Source organism: Enterococcus innesii, from assembly GCF_022846515.1.
Taxonomy (GTDB): Bacteria; Bacillota; Bacilli; order Lactobacillales; family Enterococcaceae; genus Enterococcus_D; species Enterococcus_D innesii.
Map to the genome: position 1 here is coordinate 427,718 of NZ_AP025635.1, position 20,549 is coordinate 448,266.

The following is a 20,549-nucleotide window of genomic DNA, read 5'->3' on the forward strand; positions in this document are numbered from 1 at the left end:
GAAAGGGATTTGACTTAAAAATTAAACTACTCTGTAGGATCGGCGATCCTATCAATTTGCTGGAAGTATCGATATTGACAAATCAAGTAAAAAACGATTTGAAAAATCAAAAAGAGACTAGCGATCACACCGTAGTATTGCCAAACAGGCAATTCTACTAAGATACGCAAAGCGGTCATCGCTACCGCAAAATGGATCATTGCCACGACTGTTGGCAAGAAGTACATCACTTGCAGCTGGCGTCTCAGAACGTTGTGCCGCTCCTTCGGCGACACACCTAAGATATGCAAGGAACGATGGTACGCCCCATCTTTATCTAAATCTGCAAATAAACGGAAATAGATAATTGAAGCGGAGAAAATAAAGAAAACCGAACCCAGTAATACCGTGATCATTAAAATGATGCCATTTCCCTGACGATTTTCTTGGAAAACTTGGTATTTCGAGGTATAAGACGTACGCATCGGAATGTCTTTTGCCGCTTCTGACCACTCTTCATCCGTATAGTCTCCTTTGGCTTCAAACTCCTGACTGAGCTCTTCGTATTGCTGATCGATCAAGGCATTTTCTTTATCTAAATTCCCATTGAAATCAGATACCAATTCAGGTGTTTCAGCCCATTCTGGATAGTCTAACCAAATAAAACCAGATTCCATATCATCGTTAGAGTTTTGTAAGAGGGCTTGCCACTCCTCAAAGGTCTTATCTGTCACAACTGACAGTCCAAAGAAATCCAGAGAAAGCATTGAAGGGCTGTGGACAATCGTAATATCCTTTTTTATACCGGTTTCTGAACCCAATTCAAGTGGGTAGATACTTGTGCGTTCGTTCTCAGGGACTTCTAGGAGCTGTTTTCGACGTGAATAATTAGCACTAAGTGTCATTATTTGATTATCTGCAACGGAATCAGCTTCCTCACCGATTTGTTTCATCATTTTCTGATAGTCGCTTTCTCGCATAATTGAAAAGCCATTCGTCGTATAAAATGAATCATTCATAACTGCAGATTCATCAAGATTCGCATAGGCCCATAGTAAGGAAACACTATCTGATACAGGTGCATACCCTTTTTCTTCTATGGCAGTTTTAATTTCATTCATTTTCCTCTCAGAATGATCGAGGTCTTCTGGCCCAGACCACGGAAATACATAGGCTACACTAATTCCTTGGATCGAAGAAAAAGAAGAACTGCCAATCGCCAGCATTACGGAAATCCCAACGAATGCCACGGAGGTACTAATAGCAATCAGACTATACATCGCCGCATTGTCTCGCATGCGAAAAATCCATTCGCTGATAGTCAGCATCCGAGTCCCTCGTAAGAAGGTCGGGCGTTTCTTTAATCGTTTCAATAGAAATACGCTGAACTGATGGAATGACAAAATCGTGCCCGCAACAGTCAACAAGACTCCTAGCATAAGTGGCAGCATCGAGTACGTTTGGTAGCTAAAATAAAAGACCGATCCATAGCCCGCCACCAATAATATAATTCCTGAAAATGCCAATGCCCAATGACTTTTTGGCTCAGGACGTGGCTTTTCATTTTCCTTGATCAATGAGATGATCTGTTCTCCTTGCAAGGCGCGGGTACTGAAAAAGGAGATCAAGAGAAAAATAAAGACATAGATCCCAAAGGTCAATCCTAAACCTTCCATAGGAACCATAAATTTCAGTCCTTCTGTTAGATACATGACATTTTGCGCAATCAGCAGCAATAATTTCGTCAATAAAATCCCTAACCCAATACCGGTCACTGTGGCACAGGTTCCTAAAAGGGCATTTTCGACAAACAAAATCTTTCGCAGATCTTTTTCTTCGATCCCCAAAATCAAGTAGATTGCCAGATCACGTTTGCGTCGTTTTAAAAAGACCACAAATGTATACCATAAAAACAACAGCGACAGTAAAGCGATCACCACAAGTGCGACGGATAGACCGACCTTCGCCAATTCTGAAAGTGTACCGCTATTGGACAAATTTTCTTCCAATTGCGGATGAAAGAGCAAAAGACTAAAGATATAAAACACCATCGCCGCAAAGGCGCTACTGACGAAGTAGGCCGCATAGGTTCGAAAATTCCCCCGCAGATTACGAATGATCAACTGTCTGAAATTCATGACGGCGACCTCCTAAATGTGCTAGGACTTCAAGAATTTTTTGATAAAATTGCTGTTGATCAGCCCCGCGATAGACTTCGTTATACAGCTTTCCATCTTTGATAAAAACGACCCGATCAGAAAAGCTGGCGGAATAAGGATCATGGGTGACCATCATGGTGGTCACCTTGCGCTGCTTGTTCATCTGACTTAGTATTTCCATGACATCTCGTGCTGCCTTGGAATCAAGATTACCCGTCGGTTCATCTGCTAAAAGCAATTCCGGCTGATGGATCAAAGCTCTAGCGATCGCAACCCGCTGCTGCTCCCCACCGGAAAGCTGATAGATGCGTTTGTCTTTTTTCTCATAGATCCCAAGTTCACGTAATAGCTGTTCCGAACGTTCTTTCATCTCAGGAACCGGCACCCGATCCAATGTCAGTGGTAAAATAACATTCTCAAGCACACTCAATGGTGAAAGTAAATTGTAGTTTTGAAAAACAAAGCCCAGTTGCCGACGACGAAACTCTGCGAGTTTTTGCTTAGATAATTCCAGCGGCTGCTCTCCTTTGATGATCACTGAACCTGCAGTCGGTTTATCCAATGTTGCTACCAAATTCAACATAGTAGTCTTTCCACTGCCAGAAGGACCCATTATGCTGATAAATTCTCCTTCTGGCACTTTGAGATCGATTTGTTGCAACACCTCAACAGAAACTTCTCCCGCATAGGTTTTTGTTATATTTTTCAATTCTAGTAAAGCCATCATCTTCACTCCTTTGCTACCAGTTTAGCAGGTGGCAGCGCAATCAGTTATCGATTTCGTGATAGAAAGCTTACAAAATTGTAAGAAAGCCTTTACGTGCGAAACGTTAATGTAACCGTCGTGCCTAGATTCTCCTTAGAGACCAAAGCGATATCGATATCCAATTGCTTGCTGATCGTTTCGACTAAGTAAAGTCCGATTCCAGTTGCCTCGCCTGTTTGCCGACCATTCTGACCTGTATAAAAGGGGCGAAAAACCCTTGGCAGATCCGCTTCCGCAATCCCACATCCTTCATCGGAGATCGTCAAACTTCTAGAAAACGGATCAATTTCAAAACATACTTTGCTCTCTGGCTTTGAGTACTTAATGGCGTTGCTGATGAGTTGAAACAGCAAGATCCCTAGCCATTTTTTGTCTGTTGTGACCGTGATATCTGCATCACTCAACAGTTTCGGATAGACTTCGCTGCGAATAAAATTCCGCTTCTGTTCACCAATCCCGTGCTTGACCACTTCCAGCAGGGAGACGGACTCAATAACAAAGTCCTCCGTGAAATCTTCCAAACGCACAAAGTTCAAGGCGGTCGCCAAGCCGCTCTTCAAGCGATCTGTCTCAGCCAAAAGATCGTAGCTGTCGACTTCCTCACTTTCAGCCATTAGCGCCAAGACCGAGACAGGTGTTTTCATTTGGTGAACCCATATATTCATAAAACGGATGTGGTTTTGATGATGCTGATTCAGTTCGGTGAGTTTCTCTTGCATTTGCTGTTCTCTTGCATCGAACTGCTTACGCCATTTCTTGGAAAGAGAGCCATTGCTGCCACGAACAGCTTTTCCACTCTTGAGATAGTGATAAAAAGCGGCATTGGATAGATACTCCGCCAAAGAGACAAACAAAAGCAACAAGCAAAATAGTAACAGACCATACCCAATGACTAAATAATTTCGATACCCATCGAGCCAAATCACTAAGACGAACAGTGAAATAGCGAGAACGGTGATCAAAATTCTCGCTATATGAAGCTTGACGTATTCTCTCATTGTTCGGTACCTACTACCGATAAGGCGTAACCCTTGCCGCGAATCGTTTGGATTTGATCATCGATGCCCATTGCCGCCAATTTTTTTCGCAAACGGCCAACATTGACAGAAAGCGTATTGTCATCAACGAAACGCTCATCATCCCATAATAGATTTAAGATCCGTTCTCGTTTGACCATCTCTGGGTGTGCTGACATTAAAAGAGTCAATAGTTCTCCTTCTCGAACAGTCAGCCATTCACTGGCTTCACGATAGACCATCTTCAATGCTTCGGGATAGTAGATCAATTCGCCGGCTTTCAAACTTCTCGCCCGATCAGACTGTGCATAATCCCCGTAGACTCTGCGAATGTGGCTTTTTACTTTTGCCAGCAGCAAGTCATAAGAAAAAGGTTTGACTAGATAATCATCAGCACCATATTCTAGAGCCATCACTTGATCCATATTGCCGTCACGGGCGGAGATGAAGAGAATTGGAACCAACGAACGTTCCCTGATTTTTTGGCACCAATAAAACCCATCATAATAAGGTAGATTGACATCCAACAAAACCAAATCAGGTTGGATCATCAAGAATTCATCTAAAACCGCAGCGAAATTTTCTGGAACAAAGGTTTGATACGTATAGCGGGATAATTGATTTTCCATCATTTTTACTAACGATTTGTCATCTTCGACCACGAATATTTTCATAGAAATCCTCCTGTTTTATCTAAAGTTTACCAAATCTGTGTGAAAAAAACTGCAAAATTCCAGCTTTTTTAAAAAAAGTGTACTTATTTATTGTAAGCAAAATTATTTTATAGTATACTACATTTTGTGATTAAAACTTACTTAAAGTAAAGGTGGAAAAAAATGAAAAATATTTTAGTTGTTAAAGCCAATAACCGTCCTGATGGAGTATCTGCAAAAATGTTTGATACCTTCGTTGAAAATCTTGATACCAACAATGTGGACGTTGTAACCTTTGATGTGTACGCACAACCAATGCCTTATATCGGTCAAACGTTATTTGAAGCATTTGGCAAACTTTCACAAGAACAAGAATTAAACCAAGAAGAACAAGAATTGATGACTGTCCGTCAAGACGTGATGAACAAATTCGCAGCAGCGGATACCATCGTTTTCGCTTTCCCAATGTGGAACTTAACGATTCCTGCTGCCTTGCACACATTCATCGACTATATCTTCCAAGCTGGCTTTACTTTCTCTTATAACGAAGATGGTTCAATGAACCAATTGTTGAAAGACAAAGAAATCGTTCTATTGAATGCCCGTGGTGGTGTTTACTCAGGCGAAATGAGCGCAATGGAAAACGCTGTAACCTTTATGGAAAAAGTTTTCGGTGGTATGTTCGGCATGAACATCACAGAAGAAGTAATCATCGAAGGCCACAATGCAGATCCTTCTAAAACAGCAGAAATCATTGCTGAAGGTTTAGAACGCGTAGCAGCAGCTGCGAAAAAATTCTAATCATTGCTATCGATCAACTCCTCAACAAAGCGCTATTGCTGATTGAGGAGTTTTTTTATCCAAAAACGTTGATCGTTTATTGGATTGATAATACAAAGATGCCCCTTCAAACACAGCGGTCTAAGGGGCTAAGTCTCTTTTTATTTTGATGCTTTCCAATCACAAGGCAACAGCTCTGCTATCGTCATGATTTTTCCTGCTGCAATCATCACTTGCGTGTTCTGATTGGCAGGATCTAGCTGGCTGATGAATTCACGGCAACGGCCACAAGGTGGGATCGGCTCACCTGCTGAATTGATTGCAACCATCTGTAACACCCGCTGCTGCCCATCCGTGATCATTTGCGCAGCCGCAGCCTGTTCGGCGCAAAAGCCCATGGAACAGCTGGTATCGATACAGATCCCCGTATAGATCTGTCCATCTGCAGTAGCTAGTGCTGCTGCGACACTCCCTGCTTCTGCAAATTGAGAGAGCTGTCTGAATCCCAGTTTTTGTTTCGCGGCATTGATCAGCAACTGAAAGTCCATTTTCTTCCTCCCACAACAAGATAGTTCCTATTAAATGAACCGTTTAAGCACCGGCCATGATTTTCGTCAAGAGCTCAGGATCAAAGTTCTTTTCCCGCAGCATCGCAATTTCATAACCATAAGGGGCTTTTTTGTTCTTTTTGTCTTCTCCGACATACGGTGTTTCCAATATTTTCGGCAACGCTGTTAATTGCTCATGATGAACGATCTTATTCAACGCTTCAAAACCGATCGTCCCAAAACCAATATTGGCATGTCGGTCTTTATGACTGCCTTGCGGATTTTTAGAATCGTTGACATGGATGACTTTCAATCGATCCAAACCGATAATTTTGTCAAACTCGTTTAAGACGCCGTCAAAGTCTTCTTTGACATTATAGCCGGCATCATTCGTGTGACAAGTATCTAGTGTAACGGATAATTTTTCATTTAAAGTAACGCCATCGATAATTGCTGCCAGTTCTTCAAAGCTGCGACCAATCTCGGTGCCTTTACCTGCCATTGTTTCTAATGCGATCTGGGCAGTTTGATTTTTTTCAAGGACCTCGTTCAAGCCTTTAATGATCTGTTTGATCCCAGCTTCGGGTCCTGCACCGACATGGGCACCGGGATGCAACGTGATTTGAGTCGCACCTAAAGCTTGCGCTCTTTGGATTTCCTCTTGTAAAAACGAAACGGCAAAGCCAAAGTTTTCCGGCTTAATGGTATTGCCTAAATTAATAATGTAAGGAGCATGGACGACGATATTCGAAATTCCTTTTTCCGTCATAAAATCTTGTCCGGCTGCGATCTGCATCTCTTCGATCGGTTTGCGCCGCGTGTTTTGCGGAGCTCCGGTATAAATCATAAACGTAGTAGCTTGATAGCTAGCCGCCTCTTCTGCTGCTCCTAAAAGCATTTTTTTGCCGCTCATTGAAACGTGTGAACCAATCAACATTTTTCTTTTCCTCCTAAATCTAGTCTTCTCTATTATCGATAAAAGCGCCTTGTAAAGCGATTATTTTGCTCATTGCCGTATTTTTTTATCAAGCGAGTCCAAATAACATCAGGACACCCGTCATTAGCGGCATACTTATCAAAAAGCTAATGGAAGAAACGAACCCTACTGCTTCTTCCTCCATCCCAGCAATCACGGAATTAATGACACCGAACAAGGGAATCGGAGCAAACACTAACAAACAAAGAACTGGCTTTAATAAAACTGGGATTGGTAAAACATAGAAAGCCGCAAACAGCACGAAGGCCAGTCCGTAGCGCAAGCTTAAAATTTTGATTACCGTTGGCGTAGTGTGCTTCGGTAAGCGGAAATCCAAAAATAAGCCAATCATAAACATGGACAAAAACGTATTTGCGATCCCGATTGGTTGGACAAGCGCCAATGCCGCCTCAGGGATCCTCCAATCCGCACTGCGGATAATCAGCATCACTAGATAAATGGTAAATGTTGGCGAGCGTAGGAGATTCAAAAAGATTTTCCCTGGTTCAAACGTCGTCCGCTTTCCAATCAAGAATTCGATAAAAATCGTCGTTCCCCCTGCCAACATGATACTGTTCCCCATATCAAACAGCGAAATCAGCGGAATCCCTAAAGGATAAAAGCTTTGGGCAAAAGGAATCGCAAAATTGCCGATATTAAAACCTGACCCGCAGTACATCGCAAACTGCTGCAAGGTACTTGATTCGTTTTTGGTCAAGAAAAATGCGAAGAGGATTTGGACGATCGTAATGATCAACGCGATCACAATCAAACTAAGGGCACTGACTTTTACTTGCATTGTAGCTAAATTCAATATGATTGCTGCCGGTAACGTTACATTCAAAATAATTTTGGATAAGATCGAGCCATCGGCTTTCGAAAGGACTTTCAGTTGCTTAAGAAAATATCCTAAGAAAATCATGGCAAATAAGCCGGCGGCATTCAACACTATGTTTCCCATTCCAACAAAAACCCTTCCTCTACAAAAATTTGAAAAAAGCGAACCAACAGGGCGGTTCGCTTTTTGCGATTAAAATGTTAGTAAGAAATATTTTTTCTTGCCACGACGAATCACGACGTATTTCCCACCGATCCGATCACTTGCTTGGATCTCGTACGTTAGGTCTTGGACGCGTTCCCCATTGATGTAGATCGCCCCATTTTGTACGTCTTCTCTTGCTTGACGTTTTGATGGTTCGATTTTAGCAGTTGTCAATACTTCAACGATGTTCAAAGAATCATCAGTTGTTACCTGGTGGCTAGGAACCCCTTTAAAGCCTTGTTCGATCTCTTCAGCGTTCAACTCTTTGATGTTGCCACTGAATAAACTTGCTGAGATGCGTACAGCTTGTTCATAAGCCTCTGCCCCATGAACCAATGTAGTGACTTCTTTTGCCAAAGCTTTTTGCGCTGCTCGAGATTCTGGTGCAGCGTTAAATTCTGCTTCGATTGCAGCGATCTCTTCTAATGATAAGAAGGTGAAATATTTCAAGAATTTAACTGCATCACGATCATCGGTATTGATCCAGAATTGGTAGAACTCGTAAGGTGTCGTTTTCTTGGCATCCAGCCAAACGGCATTGCCTTCTGTTTTCCCAAATTTGGTTCCGTCTGCTTTTGTGATCAATGGCATAGTCAACCCAAACCCTTGGACTTCCCGTTCACGACGCAATAATTCGATTCCAGAGGTGATATTCCCCCATTGATCGCTACCGCCTAATTGCAACAAGCAACCGTGGTTGTCGTAAAGGTTCAAAAAGTCATAGGCTTGTAAAAGCTGGTATGCAAATTCGGTGTAGGAAATTCCTGTTTCGATCCGACGTTTGACACTTTCTTTGCTCATCATGTAGTTGATGGTAAAGTTTTTCCCAGTGTCCCGTAAGAAATCGATCAGTTTCAATTCCCCTAACCATTCATAGTTATTGGCAATGATGGCAGGATTTTCTTGGTCATCAAAATCAATAAAGCGAGATAATTGGCTCTTGATACTTTGTGACCATTCCAAAACGGTATCTAATGTGTTTAATTGACGTTCTTGATCTTTAAAGGATGGGTCACCGATCATTCCTGTACCGCCACCAACTAATGCGATCGGCACATGTCCGTTTTGTTGGAAACGGCGCAACATCAAAATAGGCAATAAATGACCAATATGCAGGCTATCTGCGGTAGGATCAAAGCCGATATATAGTTTCACAGACTCTTCATTTAATTGTTTGGTCAAGGCTGCTTCGTCTGTGGTCTGATGAACTAATCCGCGTTGCTTTAGTTCTTCAAAAAAGTCTGTACTCATTCTTTCTCCTCCTAATAATTGCTTCATTGTTCATCTTAACTGAAAAAGAGGGCAATGAAAAGTCTTTCTCTCAAAGTCCTTTACCAAAAAAGAAATTTTTAGGCAAATCCTTTCGTTTTCCTTTGTTTTCACTGATCAGATCCAACCGTGAAAAGGAATTTCCTGATCCTCTTCTTGAGATAACGGATAGGGTGCTACCCAAGCGTCTTGTTTTTTGCTATAATTACACGGAATCTATTCTAATTTATTGAGGTGACTCTTTTTGTCCCAGAAAACGAAAAAACAAAAGAATACAGAAAACAAAAATAGAGGCTGGTTCTATTTCAATATCAGTCTAAGGGTTTTACATGCCTTATTCTTAGTCGCTATTTCTTTGCTGGTGCTTGGCGGCTCTTTAGCCTTAGGGATCGGTGCCGGCTACTTTGCTTTTCTTGTGGAAGATACCGCAGCTCCTTCTAAAGAAGAGTTGCAGAAAGAACTGACCGACATCACAGAGACTTCTCAACTCGCGTACTCAGATGGCAGTAAAATCGCAACGATTCGCTCAGATCTGATGCGAACGTCGGTTAATTCTGATCAAATTTCGGACTACTTGAAAAAAGCAATCATCGCAACCGAAGACGAATATTTTAATATTCACAATGGCGTCGTACCAAAAGCGGTCGTGCGAGCATTATTATCTGAAGCGACAGGTTTTGGCGGCAGCGGGGGTTCCACTTTGACCCAACAGCTGGTAAAGCAACAAATCCTTTCCAGTGAAACGACCTTCAAACGCAAAGCCAACGAGATCTTATTAGCCATGGAAGTAGAGAAGTTTTTTGATAAAGACGAGATCGTCACTATGTATCTAAACATCTCTCCTTTTGGTCGGAATAATAAAGGGCAAAACATCGCAGGTGTGCAAGAAGCGGCGCAAGGAATTTTCGGCGTTAATGCAGCTGACCTAACTTTACCACAAGCAGCCTTCATTGCAGGACTGCCACAAAGTCCGATCGTCTACAGCCCTTATACAAATACGGGGGAGATCAAGGAGAACCTGACTGCGGGCTTAGAACGGAAAGACTTTGTCCTCTTCAGTATGTATCGCAACCACGATATTACGAAAGAAGAATACGAAGAAGCACTTAACTATGACTTAAAACAAGACTTCAAAAAGCAAGAAGCTATCGAACAAACGGATCAAAGCTTCCTCTATTATACTGTTTTAAATGAAGCAAAAGATATTATTGCCAAACAACTGGCAGATGAAGATGATGTCAGTGATGAAGAATATGCCAAAGACGAAACCTATCAAAAATACTTCGAATTGGCGCAACAAAAACTCGTTAATGGTGGCTATACCGTCACATCAACGATCGATAAAGACATTTATAATGCGATGCAAGATGCCGTTGATAAATACGGCTCTATGTTAGACAATTGGGGCGACGCCACCATCGAAGTCGGCAATGTCATGATGGATAATGCCACTGGGAAAGTCTTAGGCTTTATTGGTGGTCGTAACTATGCTGAAAATCAATTCAATCATGCCTTTGATGCCAAACGTCAAGCAGGATCAAGTATCAAACCAATGCTGGTCTATGGTCCGGCCATCGAAAGTGGTTTGATGGGCTCAGAATCGATGGTTTCTGACTATGCCGCAAAATGGCGGACGGGAGAAAACGCTGGTGAGTCAATCGTCAATGCCACAAACCGCGGAACCAATACCTTCATGTCGATTCGCGAATCACTAGAAGTTTCCAGCAATATCGCAGCGACAAATATTTTCCAAGATCTTTGGGAAAAAGAAGGCGATCATTTTTACGCCTACACAAATTATTTAAGCAAAATGGGCTATCCGGAAGATAATAGCTGGGCATATGAATCAGCGCCATTAGGAGTTACGGATGTCACAGTGTTGAATCAAACGAATGGCTTCCAAACATTTGCCAATAATGGTGTCTATCAGCAAGGCTACATCATCGAATCCATCAAAGATAATGAAGGCGAAGTGCTTTATCAGCATGAAGCCAAACCAGTACAGGTCTTTTCTGAAGCGACGGCTTCTATCATGACCGACATGATGCGTAGTGTCATCGATGAGCAAAAAACCAGTACCTTTAAATCGGTTATCAGTGGATTAGATTGGAATCTCGGGAATGCCGATTGGGTCGGTAAAACTGGTTCCACCAATAACTGGTCAGACTCTTGGCTAGTCGTTTCCACCCCATCGATCACTATTAGCAGCTGGTCAGGACGGGATGACAACAAAGCTACTGATAGTGCTGCAGGAACTCGGACAGCCAATTACATGGCTTACTTAATCAATCGGATCTATCAAACAAATCAAGAAGTTTTTGGTGTGGATCAGAAGTTTGAGCTTTCTAATGATGTGAAAAAAGTCAAAGTTTCCAAATTTACAGGGACCCAACCAGGAGGCACCGTGCGGGTCGATAATCGAACCTACACGAATCCAAGCGATACCGTCAACTCATATTGGGCCACTGGCGGACCGGATACGGTCGACTTTAAGTTTGGGATCGGCGGTTCGGACGCTAATTACGCTGACTATTGGAAAAAAGCATCGTCTAGCCGTTCAACCAATCGCTCTTCAAATACATCGTCTAATAATACTTCAAACAATGCCACGCCTACAGCAAATGATGATGATGACGATGAACAAGACAATGACCAAGCAAATACAACGAATAATGATGACTGATCAGCCTTGTGCTGATCAGTTTTTTTATGCAAAAAACGTGTGGGTAAAAAATCCGTAGATTTTCTACCCACACGAACGATCGTAAAAGTAAAAAGCGGAACAACGTAGTGTTGTTCCACTTGTAAAGGTTCCGTGAATCGCTGCTTATTTCGTAGAGCTTTTTTCTGAAATACCGTAAGGCAAGACGATCGTTTTTTGTTCTACATCTTCTTTGTTCATCATTTTTGTCAATAGACGCATCGCAACGGCACCCATATCATACAATGGTTGGGTAACACTTGATAAGCGTGGACGAGCGGCTTCAGCCAATAATGAATTGTTGCTGGTGATGATCTCGAAATCTTCAGGAACTTTAACACCTTTATCTAACAAACCATCTAAGACACCGATGGCTAACTCATCATCTGTAACATAAGCTGCTGTTGCACCACTGTTGATGATGCGATCAACTAATGCTAAGCCTTCTTTAAAGCTGTATGGTGATTCAAAGATCAACCCTTCAGAATAGTCAAGGTTGTTTTCTTTCAAGGCTTCTTTGTAGCCTTTCAAGCGGTTTTGGCCATTGATTGGATCGATCAAAGCACCGCTAACAAAAGCGATTTTTTGATTGTTTTTCGCCAATAATGAAACAGCATCTTTGGCAGCTGCTGTGTAATCGATATTGACACTTCCTACTTGTTCATCAGGATCGATCGAACCAGCTAAAACGACTGGTGTTTTTGAGCGAGAGAATTCCCCGCGAATTTCATCCGTGATGCGATGACCCATGAAGATAACGCCGTCCACTTGTTTCGCTAACAAGTTGTTCAATACGTTGACTTCTTTCATTGTATCGCCATCAGAGTTGGCTAAGATGATATTGTATTTATACATGGTCGCTACATCATCGATCCCACGAGCAAGTGATGAAAAGAACATATTGCTGACATCAGGAATGATGACACCTACAGTTGTGGTCTTTTTACTTGCTAACCCTCGAGCAACTGCGTTTGGCCGATAATCCAAGCGGTCGATCACTTCCAGCACTTTCTTACGAGTTGCTGGTTTTACATTTGGATTTCCGTTGACTACCCGTGAAACAGTTGCCATCGATACATTCGCTTCCCGTGCAACATCATAAATCGTAATTGTTTGTTTTTCCATGATATATCTCCCTTATTCTATTTTCAGAAAATCTTATTTACATTTCTTTGTTAGAATAGCAAATTTTTTCCGGATTTGCAACCGTTTTAATTTTGTTTTCATGAAAACTTAGCAATTTCCTACTTTCCCCGCCCCTATTCTCTTCCAAAGCATGATAAAATAGAAAAAGAATACTTGAAAGAAGGTTTTTTCAAATGAATGAGAAAAAAATCAATGAGTTAAATGGCTGGTTGAAAACCAATGGCGCCGATGTTGCTTATATTTCTAATCCAGCAACCATCGCTTATTTTTCCGGTTTTAAAAGTGAGCCTCATGAGCGGGTCCTTGCTCTGTTTGTCGCTCCTGGAAAAGATCCCTTTCTTTTTACACCAGCTCTGGAAGTAGAAGAAGCAAAAAATAGCGGTTGGCCCTTTGACATTATCGGCTATCTCGATAGTGAAGACCCTTGGGCGAAAATCTGTCAGGAATTGACCTCTCGTTACCAAGTCTCTTCCTTGGCGTTAGAAAAGAATGATCTTTCCGTCGAGCGTTATGAAGCATTGAAACGCTTTTTGCCACAGACCGATTTTTCATTAGATGTGACCCCGATCATTCAAAAAATGCAGTTAACCAAAACGGCGGCTGAGATCGACACCTTGCTAGAAGCCGGTAACTGGGCAGATGTTGCTTTTGAGATAGGGTTTGCTGCCATCAAAGAAGGCGTCAGCGAAATGGCAATCGTGGCAGAAATTGAGTACGAGCTGAAAAAGCGTGGGGTCTCCCATATGTCCTTCGATACGACCGTATTAGCTGGTGCCAATGCAGCAAGTCCTCATGGCGTACCTGGTGACCGTAAAGTGACTGCTAATGAACTCGTCTTGTTTGACCTAGGGGTCGTTTGGAAGGGATATTGCAGTGATGCAACCAGAACGGTCGCCTATAAAGAACCGACTGCATTACAAAGAAAAATTTATGACATCGTTCTTGAAGCAGAATTAGCGGCGCAAGCAGCGGTTAAACCTGGGATCACTGCTGGAGAATTAGACAAGATCGCTCGTGATGTGATTACTGGCTATGGCTACGGCGATTACTTTAACCATCGTCTAGGTCACGGCATCGGGACCACGGTTCATGAATTCCCCTCTTTGATCACTGGCAATGATTTAGTGATCGAAGAAGGCATGTGCTTCTCTATCGAACCTGGCATTTATTTACCAGATCAGGTCGGTGTCCGTATTGAAGACTGTGTGTATGTCACTGCAGATGGCTGTGTACCTTTTACCAAAACAGCAAAAGAATTGCTGGTTTTATCTTGATTTTCTAATGAAACGGCGCAACATGTTGAAATTACATGAAAAGGAGTGTTCTTATGAGTAAAAAAGTGTTGGTTTTAGGCGGCACGCGTTTTTTCGGTAAATATTTGGTCCAATCTTTAGTAGATCAAGGCTGTGATGTCACGATTGCTACCAGAGGAAAGACGACAGATAATTTTGGTGATCAAGTCAACAGACTTATCTTTGATCGCACAGATGAGCAAAGTATCAAAACGACGTTGACACAAGAAACCTATGATGTGATTTACGATAATATTGCTTATACTTCCAACGACATTGAGATCCTACTGCGTCATGTCACACCGAAACGCTACATCGTTACTAGCTCAATGTCTGCCTACCATGAATTACACTTGGATTTGAAAGAAACGGATTTTGACCCTGCCAAAGAAGCGGTCAAAATTGTCCGTTCTGAGGAAGTCAATTATGCTGAAGGCAAGCGAACCGTGGAAGAAATTCTGACCCAAAAATACAGTCAGATCCCGTCCGTTTTTGTCCGCTTTCCTTATGTGATTGGTGCAGATGATTACACAAAACGTTTTACCTTTTACATTGACCATCTGATAAAGCAAAAGCCAATGGCTGTCGATAATCTAACGCATCAAATGGGCTTCGTGGATGCCCGAGAAGCTGGTAAATTTTTAGCGTTTCTAGGTACTAGCTCATTCACCGGACCCATCAATGGTGCGTCAAAAGGTACGATCTCTTTAGAAGAAGTGCTGCAATACGTATCGAAAAAAACCGGTCTTTCCCCGCTCTTTTCAGAAACAGGCGATCAAGGCCCTTACAATGGTACACCTGCTTATTCGATCAATGTGGCGCTCGCTGAGGAAATTGGTTTTTCATTCAGTCAACTGCAGGATTGGCTCTATCAACTTTGCGATTGGGAAATCGCCCAAGCATCAAACGAATAACTACTGAAATCACAAAAAAACGTTCGCCGATTTAACTGGCGAACGTTTTTATCTTTTAAAGCAATCAAGTTTTATCCTTACTTATGCTTCTGGGTTGTTTTTTTCTAATGTGTCTTTTAATTCTTCTTTCGCATCTTCCAAGTCAGCTTTGGCTGCTTTTGTTTCTGCTTTCGCTGTTTTTTTGGCATCATCTGCTGCTTTTCCAGCTTCTTTTTTCAAATCAGCTGTGGCTGCTTGACCATCTTTTTTGGCTTCTTCGACAACAGGTTTCGCTTCTTCTGCCCCTTCATTGACAGTTTGTTTCATATCTGCTGCAGAAGATTTTGCATCAATGATGATATCTTGGACTGTATCATCTGCATCTTCTTTGGCATCTTTGGCTGTTTCTTTTACATCGCTCGCCGATTTTTTGAAGCGTTCTGATAGATCCCCTGCTTGTTTCTTTAATTCTTCAATAGTTTCTTCTGAAGAACCAGCTGCTGTTTCTTTTAAGTCATCAACTTTCGCTGTTAAAGAATCGGTAAAATCAGATGCTTGCTCGCTTAATTTTGCTGCTTTATCTTTAGCGATATCAACAAGATCCGTACTTCTTTCTTTGGCTAAATCACCATAATCAGATGCTTTATCTAATAAATCGTCTGCTTGTTTTGCTAATTTATTTCTTAATGTTTTACCAGATTCTGGCGCCAACAAAAGTGCTGCTGCTGCTGCCGCTGTTCCTCCGATGATTGCTCCTAATAAAAATCCGCCTTTTTTACTCATTGAAAGTCCTCCTTTTATTTTTGGTTATTTTTGTCTTTGAAAAATTTCATGGCTGTTTGACCGACTTTTCCAGCTACCGTTGCTTTGGCAGTCGTCCGGCCAAGACTACCCACACGCGTAATTAAATTTTTTCCAGAAACATTTAATTCTGAAACACTGGTACTTAGATCTGCAACTGCTGTGAACAAAGGATCGATGGTTGCGACTTTTCCGTTCACATCTTGTAAAAGCTCATTCGTTTTTACCAATAGACCTTCAACCTCTTTTGAAAGAATATCAACATCTTTGGTAATGACACGGATGGTTGTGTTTGCCTCTTCAACCGTTTTGTCGACTTTGGTCATTGTCTTGCTGACTTGCATCAACAAACGAACGACGAAAATAACCAGTACGACAAATGCGATCGCAGCAATTAATGCAGCTAGTTCTCCTCCTGACATAGAATGGCTCCTTTCCCCATTTACTTATATTAAGAATAGCATTTCACTGCACTTTCTACAAATAAAAGACTGCATTTTTAAGAAAATTATCCGCTTTCAACAGGAAATAATAAAAAAACAAAGCAATTTCATCAGAAATTGCCTTGTTTAGGAGTTTGTGTTATTTTTTTGACGCGTTCGGTGCTTCTTTGACTTCTTTTTGAGCCGGAGCTAGTTCTTTTCCTAACTCGATCAAATACTCTTTCAGGTTGTCTTTGACTTCAGGGTGCACTAAACCATATTCAATACTTGTTTTTAAGAAACCGAATTTGTCTCCTACATCGTAACGTTTGCCGGTAAATTGATGGGCAAAGACGCGTTGGGTTTTGTTTAATGTGTCGATGGCATCCGTCAATTGGATCTCGCCGCCAGCACCTGGTTCTTGATTGGCTAAAATATCAAAAATTTCAGGGGTCAGCAAGTAGCGGCCAATAATCGCTAAATCACTTGGCGCATTTTCTGGCGCTGGTTTTTCAACAAAGTTTTTGACATTGAACAAGCCTTTTTCAACTTCCATACCAGGATCAATGATTCCGTATTTTGATGTATCTTCATGAGGAACATCCATAACAGCGATCGTTGAGGCATGCGTTTTTTCATAATTATCGATCAGCTGTTTGGTCAATGGTACTTCATCTTCCATCAAGTCATCACCTAGCATGACTACAAATGGTTCGTTGCCAACAAACGCACGGGCTTGTAAAACCGCATGACCTAGTCCTTTCGGATGGGACTGACGAATGAAATGAAGATTTACGTCCGTTGTTTCTTCCACTAATTTTAAAAGCTCTGTCTTGCCTTTTTCTTTTAGATTCATCTCTAATTCTAAATTGGCATCGAAATGGTCTTCGATCGGACGCTTTGCTTTCCCTGTTACGATCAAAATATCTTCGATTCCTGATTGTAAAGCTTCTTCCACGATAAACTGGATCGTTGGTTTGTCAACGATCGGCAACATTTCCTTTGCCATTGCCTTTGTAGCTGGTAAAAATCGGGTACCTAGACCGGCTGCTGGGATAACTGCTTTTTTGACATTCATGTGACTCGCTCCTTTAATCATAATGATTGATCTACCGTAAATTCGTTTTCTTCTTTGCCGTCTCGCAGCATAATATCTTTCGCTGCTTGCTTGATGTCTTTGCCTTCATACAAGACCGAATAAATCGTTTCTGTGATTGGCATTTCCACCGACAAAGCTTCTGCTAATTCGCGGGCAGCTTTAGTGGTTGAAACTCCTTCAACGATCATGCCCATATTGTCTAACACTTCATCTAAGCTATGGCCTTTTCCTAATAGGTTTCCGGCACGCCAATTCCGCGAATGGACACTGGTACACGTAACGATCAAATCGCCAACCCCACTCAATCCGATAAAGGTTAAAGGATTGGCACCCATTGCCACACCAAGACGACTGATTTCTGCTAACCCCCGGGTCATGATCGCAGCCTTCGCATCATCCCCAAAGCCCAGTCCAGCAATCGCACCGGCACCAATAGCGATGATGTTTTTCAAAGCGGCGCCAGTTTCGACACCGATCACATCGTTATTGGTATAGATTCTAAAGTAATCATTCATAAACAGCTCTTGTACATATTTAGCAGCCGTTTCATTTTCTGAAGCTGCCGTGATCGTGGTGATATCATGGACAGCGACTTCTTCAGCATGTGATGGTCCTGACAGGACAACGATTTCTTGGCGTTTATCAGCTGGGATCTCTTCAGCAAGTACTTCTGAGATTCGTTTATGGCTGCCTTGTTCTAATCCTTTTGAGGCATGGATGATAACTGGTTTGCCGGTTGTCTTTTCAGCGAACTCTTGTGCCACGGCACGAATCGCTTTGGTTGGTACCACAAACAAGACAGCATCTGCTCCTTGGATCGCCTCTTCTAGATTTTTGCAGCCTAAGATATTTTCAGGTAATTTCAAATCAGGCAAATAATGCCGATTGGTATGATACGTATTGATTTCATCGATTTGGGCGGGATTGTTCCCCCAAATAGTCACTTCATGTCCATTTTCGGACAAGACTTGTGCCAAAGCAGTCCCCCATGATCCGGGACCTAAGACGGCGATTTTCTGTTTCACTATGGAAACCTCCTCTATCCTTTTCGCAAATTCATGCACTTTATCATTTTACCATAATTTCAATAAAATAACTGTTTAGATAATCGTTTGGTTTTTGCCAAAGCTACGGTTGTAGTCTTTTAAGGTTTGGTTTTTCCGGCGCCAGATCAATAGTCCGATCGCTCCAAAGAATAATAATGCGGAAAGTGCTTGTGACACACGGATATCCCCAAATAAGTATAAACTATCGGTGCGCATTCCTTCAATAAAGAAGCGTCCGAATCCATACCAAATCAAGTAGCTTAAGAAGACTTCGCCTTCTTTTAATAACCCAGTTTTCTTACGCAAGAAGATCAAAACGATAAATCCAATCACGTTCCAAACCGATTCATAAAGAAAGGTCGGCTGCCGATACGCTTCATCGATATACATATTATCGATAATAAATTTCGGTATATACAAACTTTCTAAGAAGGAGCGGCTAACTTCTGCGCCAAATGCTTCATGGTTCATAAAGTTGCCCCAACGCCCGATTCCTTGTGCCAATAAGACACTTGGTGCGGCGATGTCTAAGAAGGTCCAGGGAGAAATAAAATTTCGTTGGCAGAAAAAGTACAGCCAGATCCCCCCGGCGATCAGAGCGCCGTAGATGGCGATCCCACCAGAGCGAATATTGAAAATTTGACTTGGGTCATCAATGTAGTATTGCAAGTCAAATAGAATATAATAAAGCCGCGCACCAATGATCGATACTGGCAATCCAATCAACATAAAATCAGTCACATCATCTGGCTTGAGCCCGACACGAACCGCTTCTCTCGTACTTAACCACATAGCAATGATCACGCCTGATACGATAATGATCGCATACCAATAAATCGGCAAACCAAATAGTTCAAATGCGACTCGATTTACTAAACCTAACATCTATCTTATCCTCTCTAGTTTCCAGAATTTTCTTCGATCAATTGCGTCAATCGATTTTCAAAGGTCTTCGTTGCATCGTAGCCCATCGTTTTCGCCCGGAAATTCATGGCAGCAACTTCGATAATAATCGCAACATTTCGACCCGTTTTTACCGGGATTTTGATTTGTGGTACATCGACGCCACCAATTTCAACCGTCGTATCATCGGTTCCTAGTCGATCATACTTTTTGTCTTTCGCCCAAGCTTCTAAATACACCGCTACTTGAACCTGCATATATCCTCGTACGGCACTGGCACCAAAAAGATTCATGACATCGATGATCCCGATTCCGCGGATCTCGATCAAGTGTTGCAAGATTTTCGGCGGTTCCCCCACCAAAGTCAATTCATCTTGCTTATACACATCCACCCGATCATCAGCAATCAACCGATGCCCACGTTTGATCAACTCTAATGCTGTTTCGCTTTTCCCAATTCCGCTATCGCCTTGGATCAAAACGCCTAAGCCATAGACATCCACTAATACCCCATGAACACTGGTTCTTGTTGCTAAACGCCCATCGAGAAAACTAGAAAGCTCTCCTTGCAGACGTGACGTTGAGATGGGCGAACGTAGAATCGTGATCTCATGTTCTTTGCAAGCTTGAATCATTTCCGCTGGTACTTCCAAGCCGCGAGAAACGATAAATCCAGGTGTATCATCGGCACACATTTTGCGCATCACCATCAAGCGTTCTTCTGGCATCATTCGTTCCGCAAAGGTGATCTCTTTGCTGCCGAATAATTGCAGACGATCATGGGAATAGTAATTAAAATAACCCGTCAATTCCAAACCAGGTCGGGAAATATCGCCGGTAATGATTTCTCTTTCTAAACTGTTTTCAGTTCCTTCCACTATCTCTAAATTTAAAGCCTCCGCCAGCTCGCTGACTTTGACGGTTTCTGCCATAGGTTTTCCCTCTTTTCTCAATGATTCTTGCCGCTGCTTCTTGTAAACGACACTCTGGTTCTATTTTATCATTCTATCAGTAAAGTTACTACCTTCGCCAATAGAAGTCCTCATTCTTTTTCGTTT

General features: G+C 42.1%; 19 protein-coding genes. 4 read left to right on the forward strand and 15 right to left on the reverse strand.

From position 1 onward, the window contains the following. Positions 1-26 precede the first annotated feature (26 nt). From ENLAB_RS02035 to ENLAB_RS02050, 4 genes are all read right to left on the reverse strand, one after another. On the reverse strand, positions 27-2,117 hold the full coding sequence (locus ENLAB_RS02035; RefSeq protein ID WP_244352389.1) for an ABC transporter permease: 2,091 nt from the start codon (positions 2,115-2,117) through the stop codon (positions 27-29). Next, positions 2,089-2,865 (reverse strand): ABC transporter ATP-binding protein, encoded by a 777-nt coding sequence (locus ENLAB_RS02040; protein ID WP_077454307.1) that lies wholly within the window; start codon positions 2,863-2,865, stop codon positions 2,089-2,091. Before ENLAB_RS02040 ends, ENLAB_RS02035 begins: the two co-directional genes overlap by 29 nt. Positions 2,866-2,954: 89 nt before the next feature. After that, the gene (locus tag ENLAB_RS02045) at positions 2,955-3,902 is read right to left on the reverse strand and encodes a sensor histidine kinase (protein WP_077454308.1); all 948 of its coding nucleotides are present in this window, start codon (positions 3,900-3,902) and stop codon (positions 2,955-2,957) included. Next, entirely contained in the window at positions 3,899-4,594 is a 696-nt protein-coding gene (locus ENLAB_RS02050; RefSeq protein WP_244352390.1) for a response regulator transcription factor, read from the reverse strand. Before ENLAB_RS02050 ends, ENLAB_RS02045 begins: the two co-directional genes overlap by 4 nt. A gap of 162 nt (positions 4,595-4,756) precedes the next feature. Between ENLAB_RS02050 and ENLAB_RS02055 the strand changes: the two genes are divergently transcribed. Further along, complete coding sequence (locus ENLAB_RS02055) at positions 4,757-5,374, forward strand: FMN-dependent NADH-azoreductase (protein ID WP_005225804.1); 618 nt, start codon at positions 4,757-4,759, stop codon at positions 5,372-5,374. Between the two features lie 140 nt (positions 5,375-5,514). Here ENLAB_RS02055 and ENLAB_RS02060 read toward each other — a convergent pair whose 3' ends face one another. From ENLAB_RS02060 to tyrS, 4 genes are all read right to left on the reverse strand, one after another. After that, positions 5,515-5,901: a cytidine deaminase family protein gene (locus ENLAB_RS02060; protein WP_077454310.1), complete on the reverse strand. Its 387-nt coding sequence runs from the start codon at positions 5,899-5,901 to the stop codon at positions 5,515-5,517. Positions 5,902-5,944: 43 nt separating this feature from the next. Then, entirely contained in the window at positions 5,945-6,838 is an 894-nt protein-coding gene (locus ENLAB_RS02065) for a deoxyribonuclease IV (RefSeq protein ID WP_077454311.1), read from the reverse strand. An 88-nt stretch (positions 6,839-6,926) separates the two neighbouring features. Beyond that, positions 6,927-7,838: an AEC family transporter gene (locus ENLAB_RS02070; protein ID WP_077454312.1), complete on the reverse strand. Its 912-nt coding sequence runs from the start codon at positions 7,836-7,838 to the stop codon at positions 6,927-6,929. A gap of 69 nt (positions 7,839-7,907) precedes the next feature. Next, positions 7,908-9,170, reverse strand: a complete 1,263-nt coding sequence (gene tyrS, locus ENLAB_RS02075) for a tyrosine--tRNA ligase (protein ID WP_077454313.1) — start codon at positions 9,168-9,170, stop codon at positions 7,908-7,910. A 262-nt stretch (positions 9,171-9,432) separates the two neighbouring features. Here tyrS and ENLAB_RS02080 point away from each other — a divergent pair, with 262 nt between their 5' ends. Beyond that, positions 9,433-11,871 (forward strand): transglycosylase domain-containing protein, encoded by a 2,439-nt coding sequence (locus ENLAB_RS02080; protein WP_077454314.1) that lies wholly within the window; start codon positions 9,433-9,435, stop codon positions 11,869-11,871. Between the two features lie 144 nt (positions 11,872-12,015). On the opposite strand, the gene ccpA is transcribed toward ENLAB_RS02080, so the two are convergent. Continuing rightward, positions 12,016-13,014, reverse strand: a complete 999-nt coding sequence (gene ccpA, locus ENLAB_RS02085; protein ID WP_008378470.1) for a catabolite control protein A — start codon at positions 13,012-13,014, stop codon at positions 12,016-12,018. 194 nt (positions 13,015-13,208) lie between these two features. Here ccpA and ENLAB_RS02090 point away from each other — a divergent pair, with 194 nt between their 5' ends. Both ENLAB_RS02090 and ENLAB_RS02095 read left to right on the forward strand, forming a co-directional pair. Further along, entirely contained in the window at positions 13,209-14,309 is a 1,101-nt protein-coding gene (locus tag ENLAB_RS02090) for a M24 family metallopeptidase (protein WP_244352391.1), read from the forward strand. 53 nt (positions 14,310-14,362) lie between these two features. Further along, positions 14,363-15,241 (forward strand): NAD-dependent epimerase/dehydratase family protein, encoded by an 879-nt coding sequence (locus ENLAB_RS02095; protein WP_244352392.1) that lies wholly within the window; start codon positions 14,363-14,365, stop codon positions 15,239-15,241. Between the two features lie 81 nt (positions 15,242-15,322). Here the strand turns inward: ENLAB_RS02095 and ENLAB_RS02100 are convergent, their stop codons facing one another. The 6 genes from ENLAB_RS02100 to hprK all read right to left on the reverse strand — a co-directional run bounded on the left by ENLAB_RS02100 (position 15,323) and on the right by hprK (position 20,423). Beyond that, on the reverse strand, positions 15,323-16,003 hold the full coding sequence (locus ENLAB_RS02100; protein WP_244352393.1) for a YtxH domain-containing protein: 681 nt from the start codon (positions 16,001-16,003) through the stop codon (positions 15,323-15,325). Between the two features lie 14 nt (positions 16,004-16,017). Beyond that, on the reverse strand, positions 16,018-16,443 hold the full coding sequence (locus ENLAB_RS02105; RefSeq protein WP_005235398.1) for a DUF948 domain-containing protein: 426 nt from the start codon (positions 16,441-16,443) through the stop codon (positions 16,018-16,020). A 160-nt stretch (positions 16,444-16,603) separates the two neighbouring features. Then, the gene (gene galU, locus ENLAB_RS02110) at positions 16,604-17,521 is read right to left on the reverse strand and encodes a UTP--glucose-1-phosphate uridylyltransferase GalU (protein ID WP_244352394.1); all 918 of its coding nucleotides are present in this window, start codon (positions 17,519-17,521) and stop codon (positions 16,604-16,606) included. Positions 17,522-17,538: 17 nt separating this feature from the next. After that, entirely contained in the window at positions 17,539-18,567 is a 1,029-nt protein-coding gene (locus ENLAB_RS02115) for an NAD(P)H-dependent glycerol-3-phosphate dehydrogenase (protein WP_081118074.1), read from the reverse strand. Positions 18,568-18,642: 75 nt separating this feature from the next. Further along, positions 18,643-19,473 (reverse strand): prolipoprotein diacylglyceryl transferase, encoded by an 831-nt coding sequence (lgt, locus tag ENLAB_RS02120; RefSeq protein WP_005235390.1) that lies wholly within the window; start codon positions 19,471-19,473, stop codon positions 18,643-18,645. Between the two features lie 14 nt (positions 19,474-19,487). Continuing rightward, entirely contained in the window at positions 19,488-20,423 is a 936-nt protein-coding gene (gene hprK, locus ENLAB_RS02125) for an HPr(Ser) kinase/phosphatase (RefSeq protein ID WP_005235388.1), read from the reverse strand. Between the last annotated feature and the right edge of the window lie 126 nt (positions 20,424-20,549).

Bases quoted from the DNA above. Each gene is read 5' to 3' on its own strand.
- ENLAB_RS02060 (WP_077454310.1), bottom strand. From the start codon at position 5,901: ATGGACTTTCAGTTGCTGATCAATGCCGCGAAACAAAAACTGGGATTC.
- ENLAB_RS02035 (WP_244352389.1), bottom strand. From the start codon at position 2,117: ATGAATTTCAGACAGTTGATCATTCGTAATCTGCGGGGGAATTTTCGA.
- ENLAB_RS02105 (WP_005235398.1), bottom strand. From the start codon at position 16,443: ATGTCAGGAGGAGAACTAGCTGCATTAATTGCTGCGATCGCATTTGTC.
- ENLAB_RS02065 (WP_077454311.1), bottom strand. From the start codon at position 6,838: ATGTTGATTGGTTCACACGTTTCAATGAGCGGCAAAAAAATGCTTTTA.
- ENLAB_RS02050 (WP_244352390.1), bottom strand. From the start codon at position 4,594: ATGAAAATATTCGTGGTCGAAGATGACAAATCGTTAGTAAAAATGATG.
- ccpA (WP_008378470.1), bottom strand. From the start codon at position 13,014: ATGGAAAAACAAACAATTACGATTTATGATGTTGCACGGGAAGCGAAT.
- ENLAB_RS02045 (WP_077454308.1), bottom strand. From the start codon at position 3,902: ATGAGAGAATACGTCAAGCTTCATATAGCGAGAATTTTGATCACCGTT.
- hprK (WP_005235388.1), bottom strand. From the start codon at position 20,423: ATGGCAGAAACCGTCAAAGTCAGCGAGCTGGCGGAGGCTTTAAATTTA.
- ENLAB_RS02070 (WP_077454312.1), bottom strand. From the start codon at position 7,838: ATGGGAAACATAGTGTTGAATGCCGCCGGCTTATTTGCCATGATTTTC.
- ENLAB_RS02055 (WP_005225804.1), top strand. From the start codon at position 4,757: ATGAAAAATATTTTAGTTGTTAAAGCCAATAACCGTCCTGATGGAGTA.
- ENLAB_RS02095 (WP_244352392.1), top strand. From the start codon at position 14,363: ATGAGTAAAAAAGTGTTGGTTTTAGGCGGCACGCGTTTTTTCGGTAAA.
- ENLAB_RS02100 (WP_244352393.1), bottom strand. From the start codon at position 16,003: ATGAGTAAAAAAGGCGGATTTTTATTAGGAGCAATCATCGGAGGAACA.
- galU (WP_244352394.1), bottom strand. From the start codon at position 17,521: ATGAATGTCAAAAAAGCAGTTATCCCAGCAGCCGGTCTAGGTACCCGA.
- tyrS (WP_077454313.1), bottom strand. From the start codon at position 9,170: ATGAGTACAGACTTTTTTGAAGAACTAAAGCAACGCGGATTAGTTCAT.
- ENLAB_RS02040 (WP_077454307.1), bottom strand. From the start codon at position 2,865: ATGATGGCTTTACTAGAATTGAAAAATATAACAAAAACCTATGCGGGA.
- ENLAB_RS02090 (WP_244352391.1), top strand. From the start codon at position 13,209: ATGAATGAGAAAAAAATCAATGAGTTAAATGGCTGGTTGAAAACCAAT.
- lgt (WP_005235390.1), bottom strand. From the start codon at position 19,473: ATGTTAGGTTTAGTAAATCGAGTCGCATTTGAACTATTTGGTTTGCCG.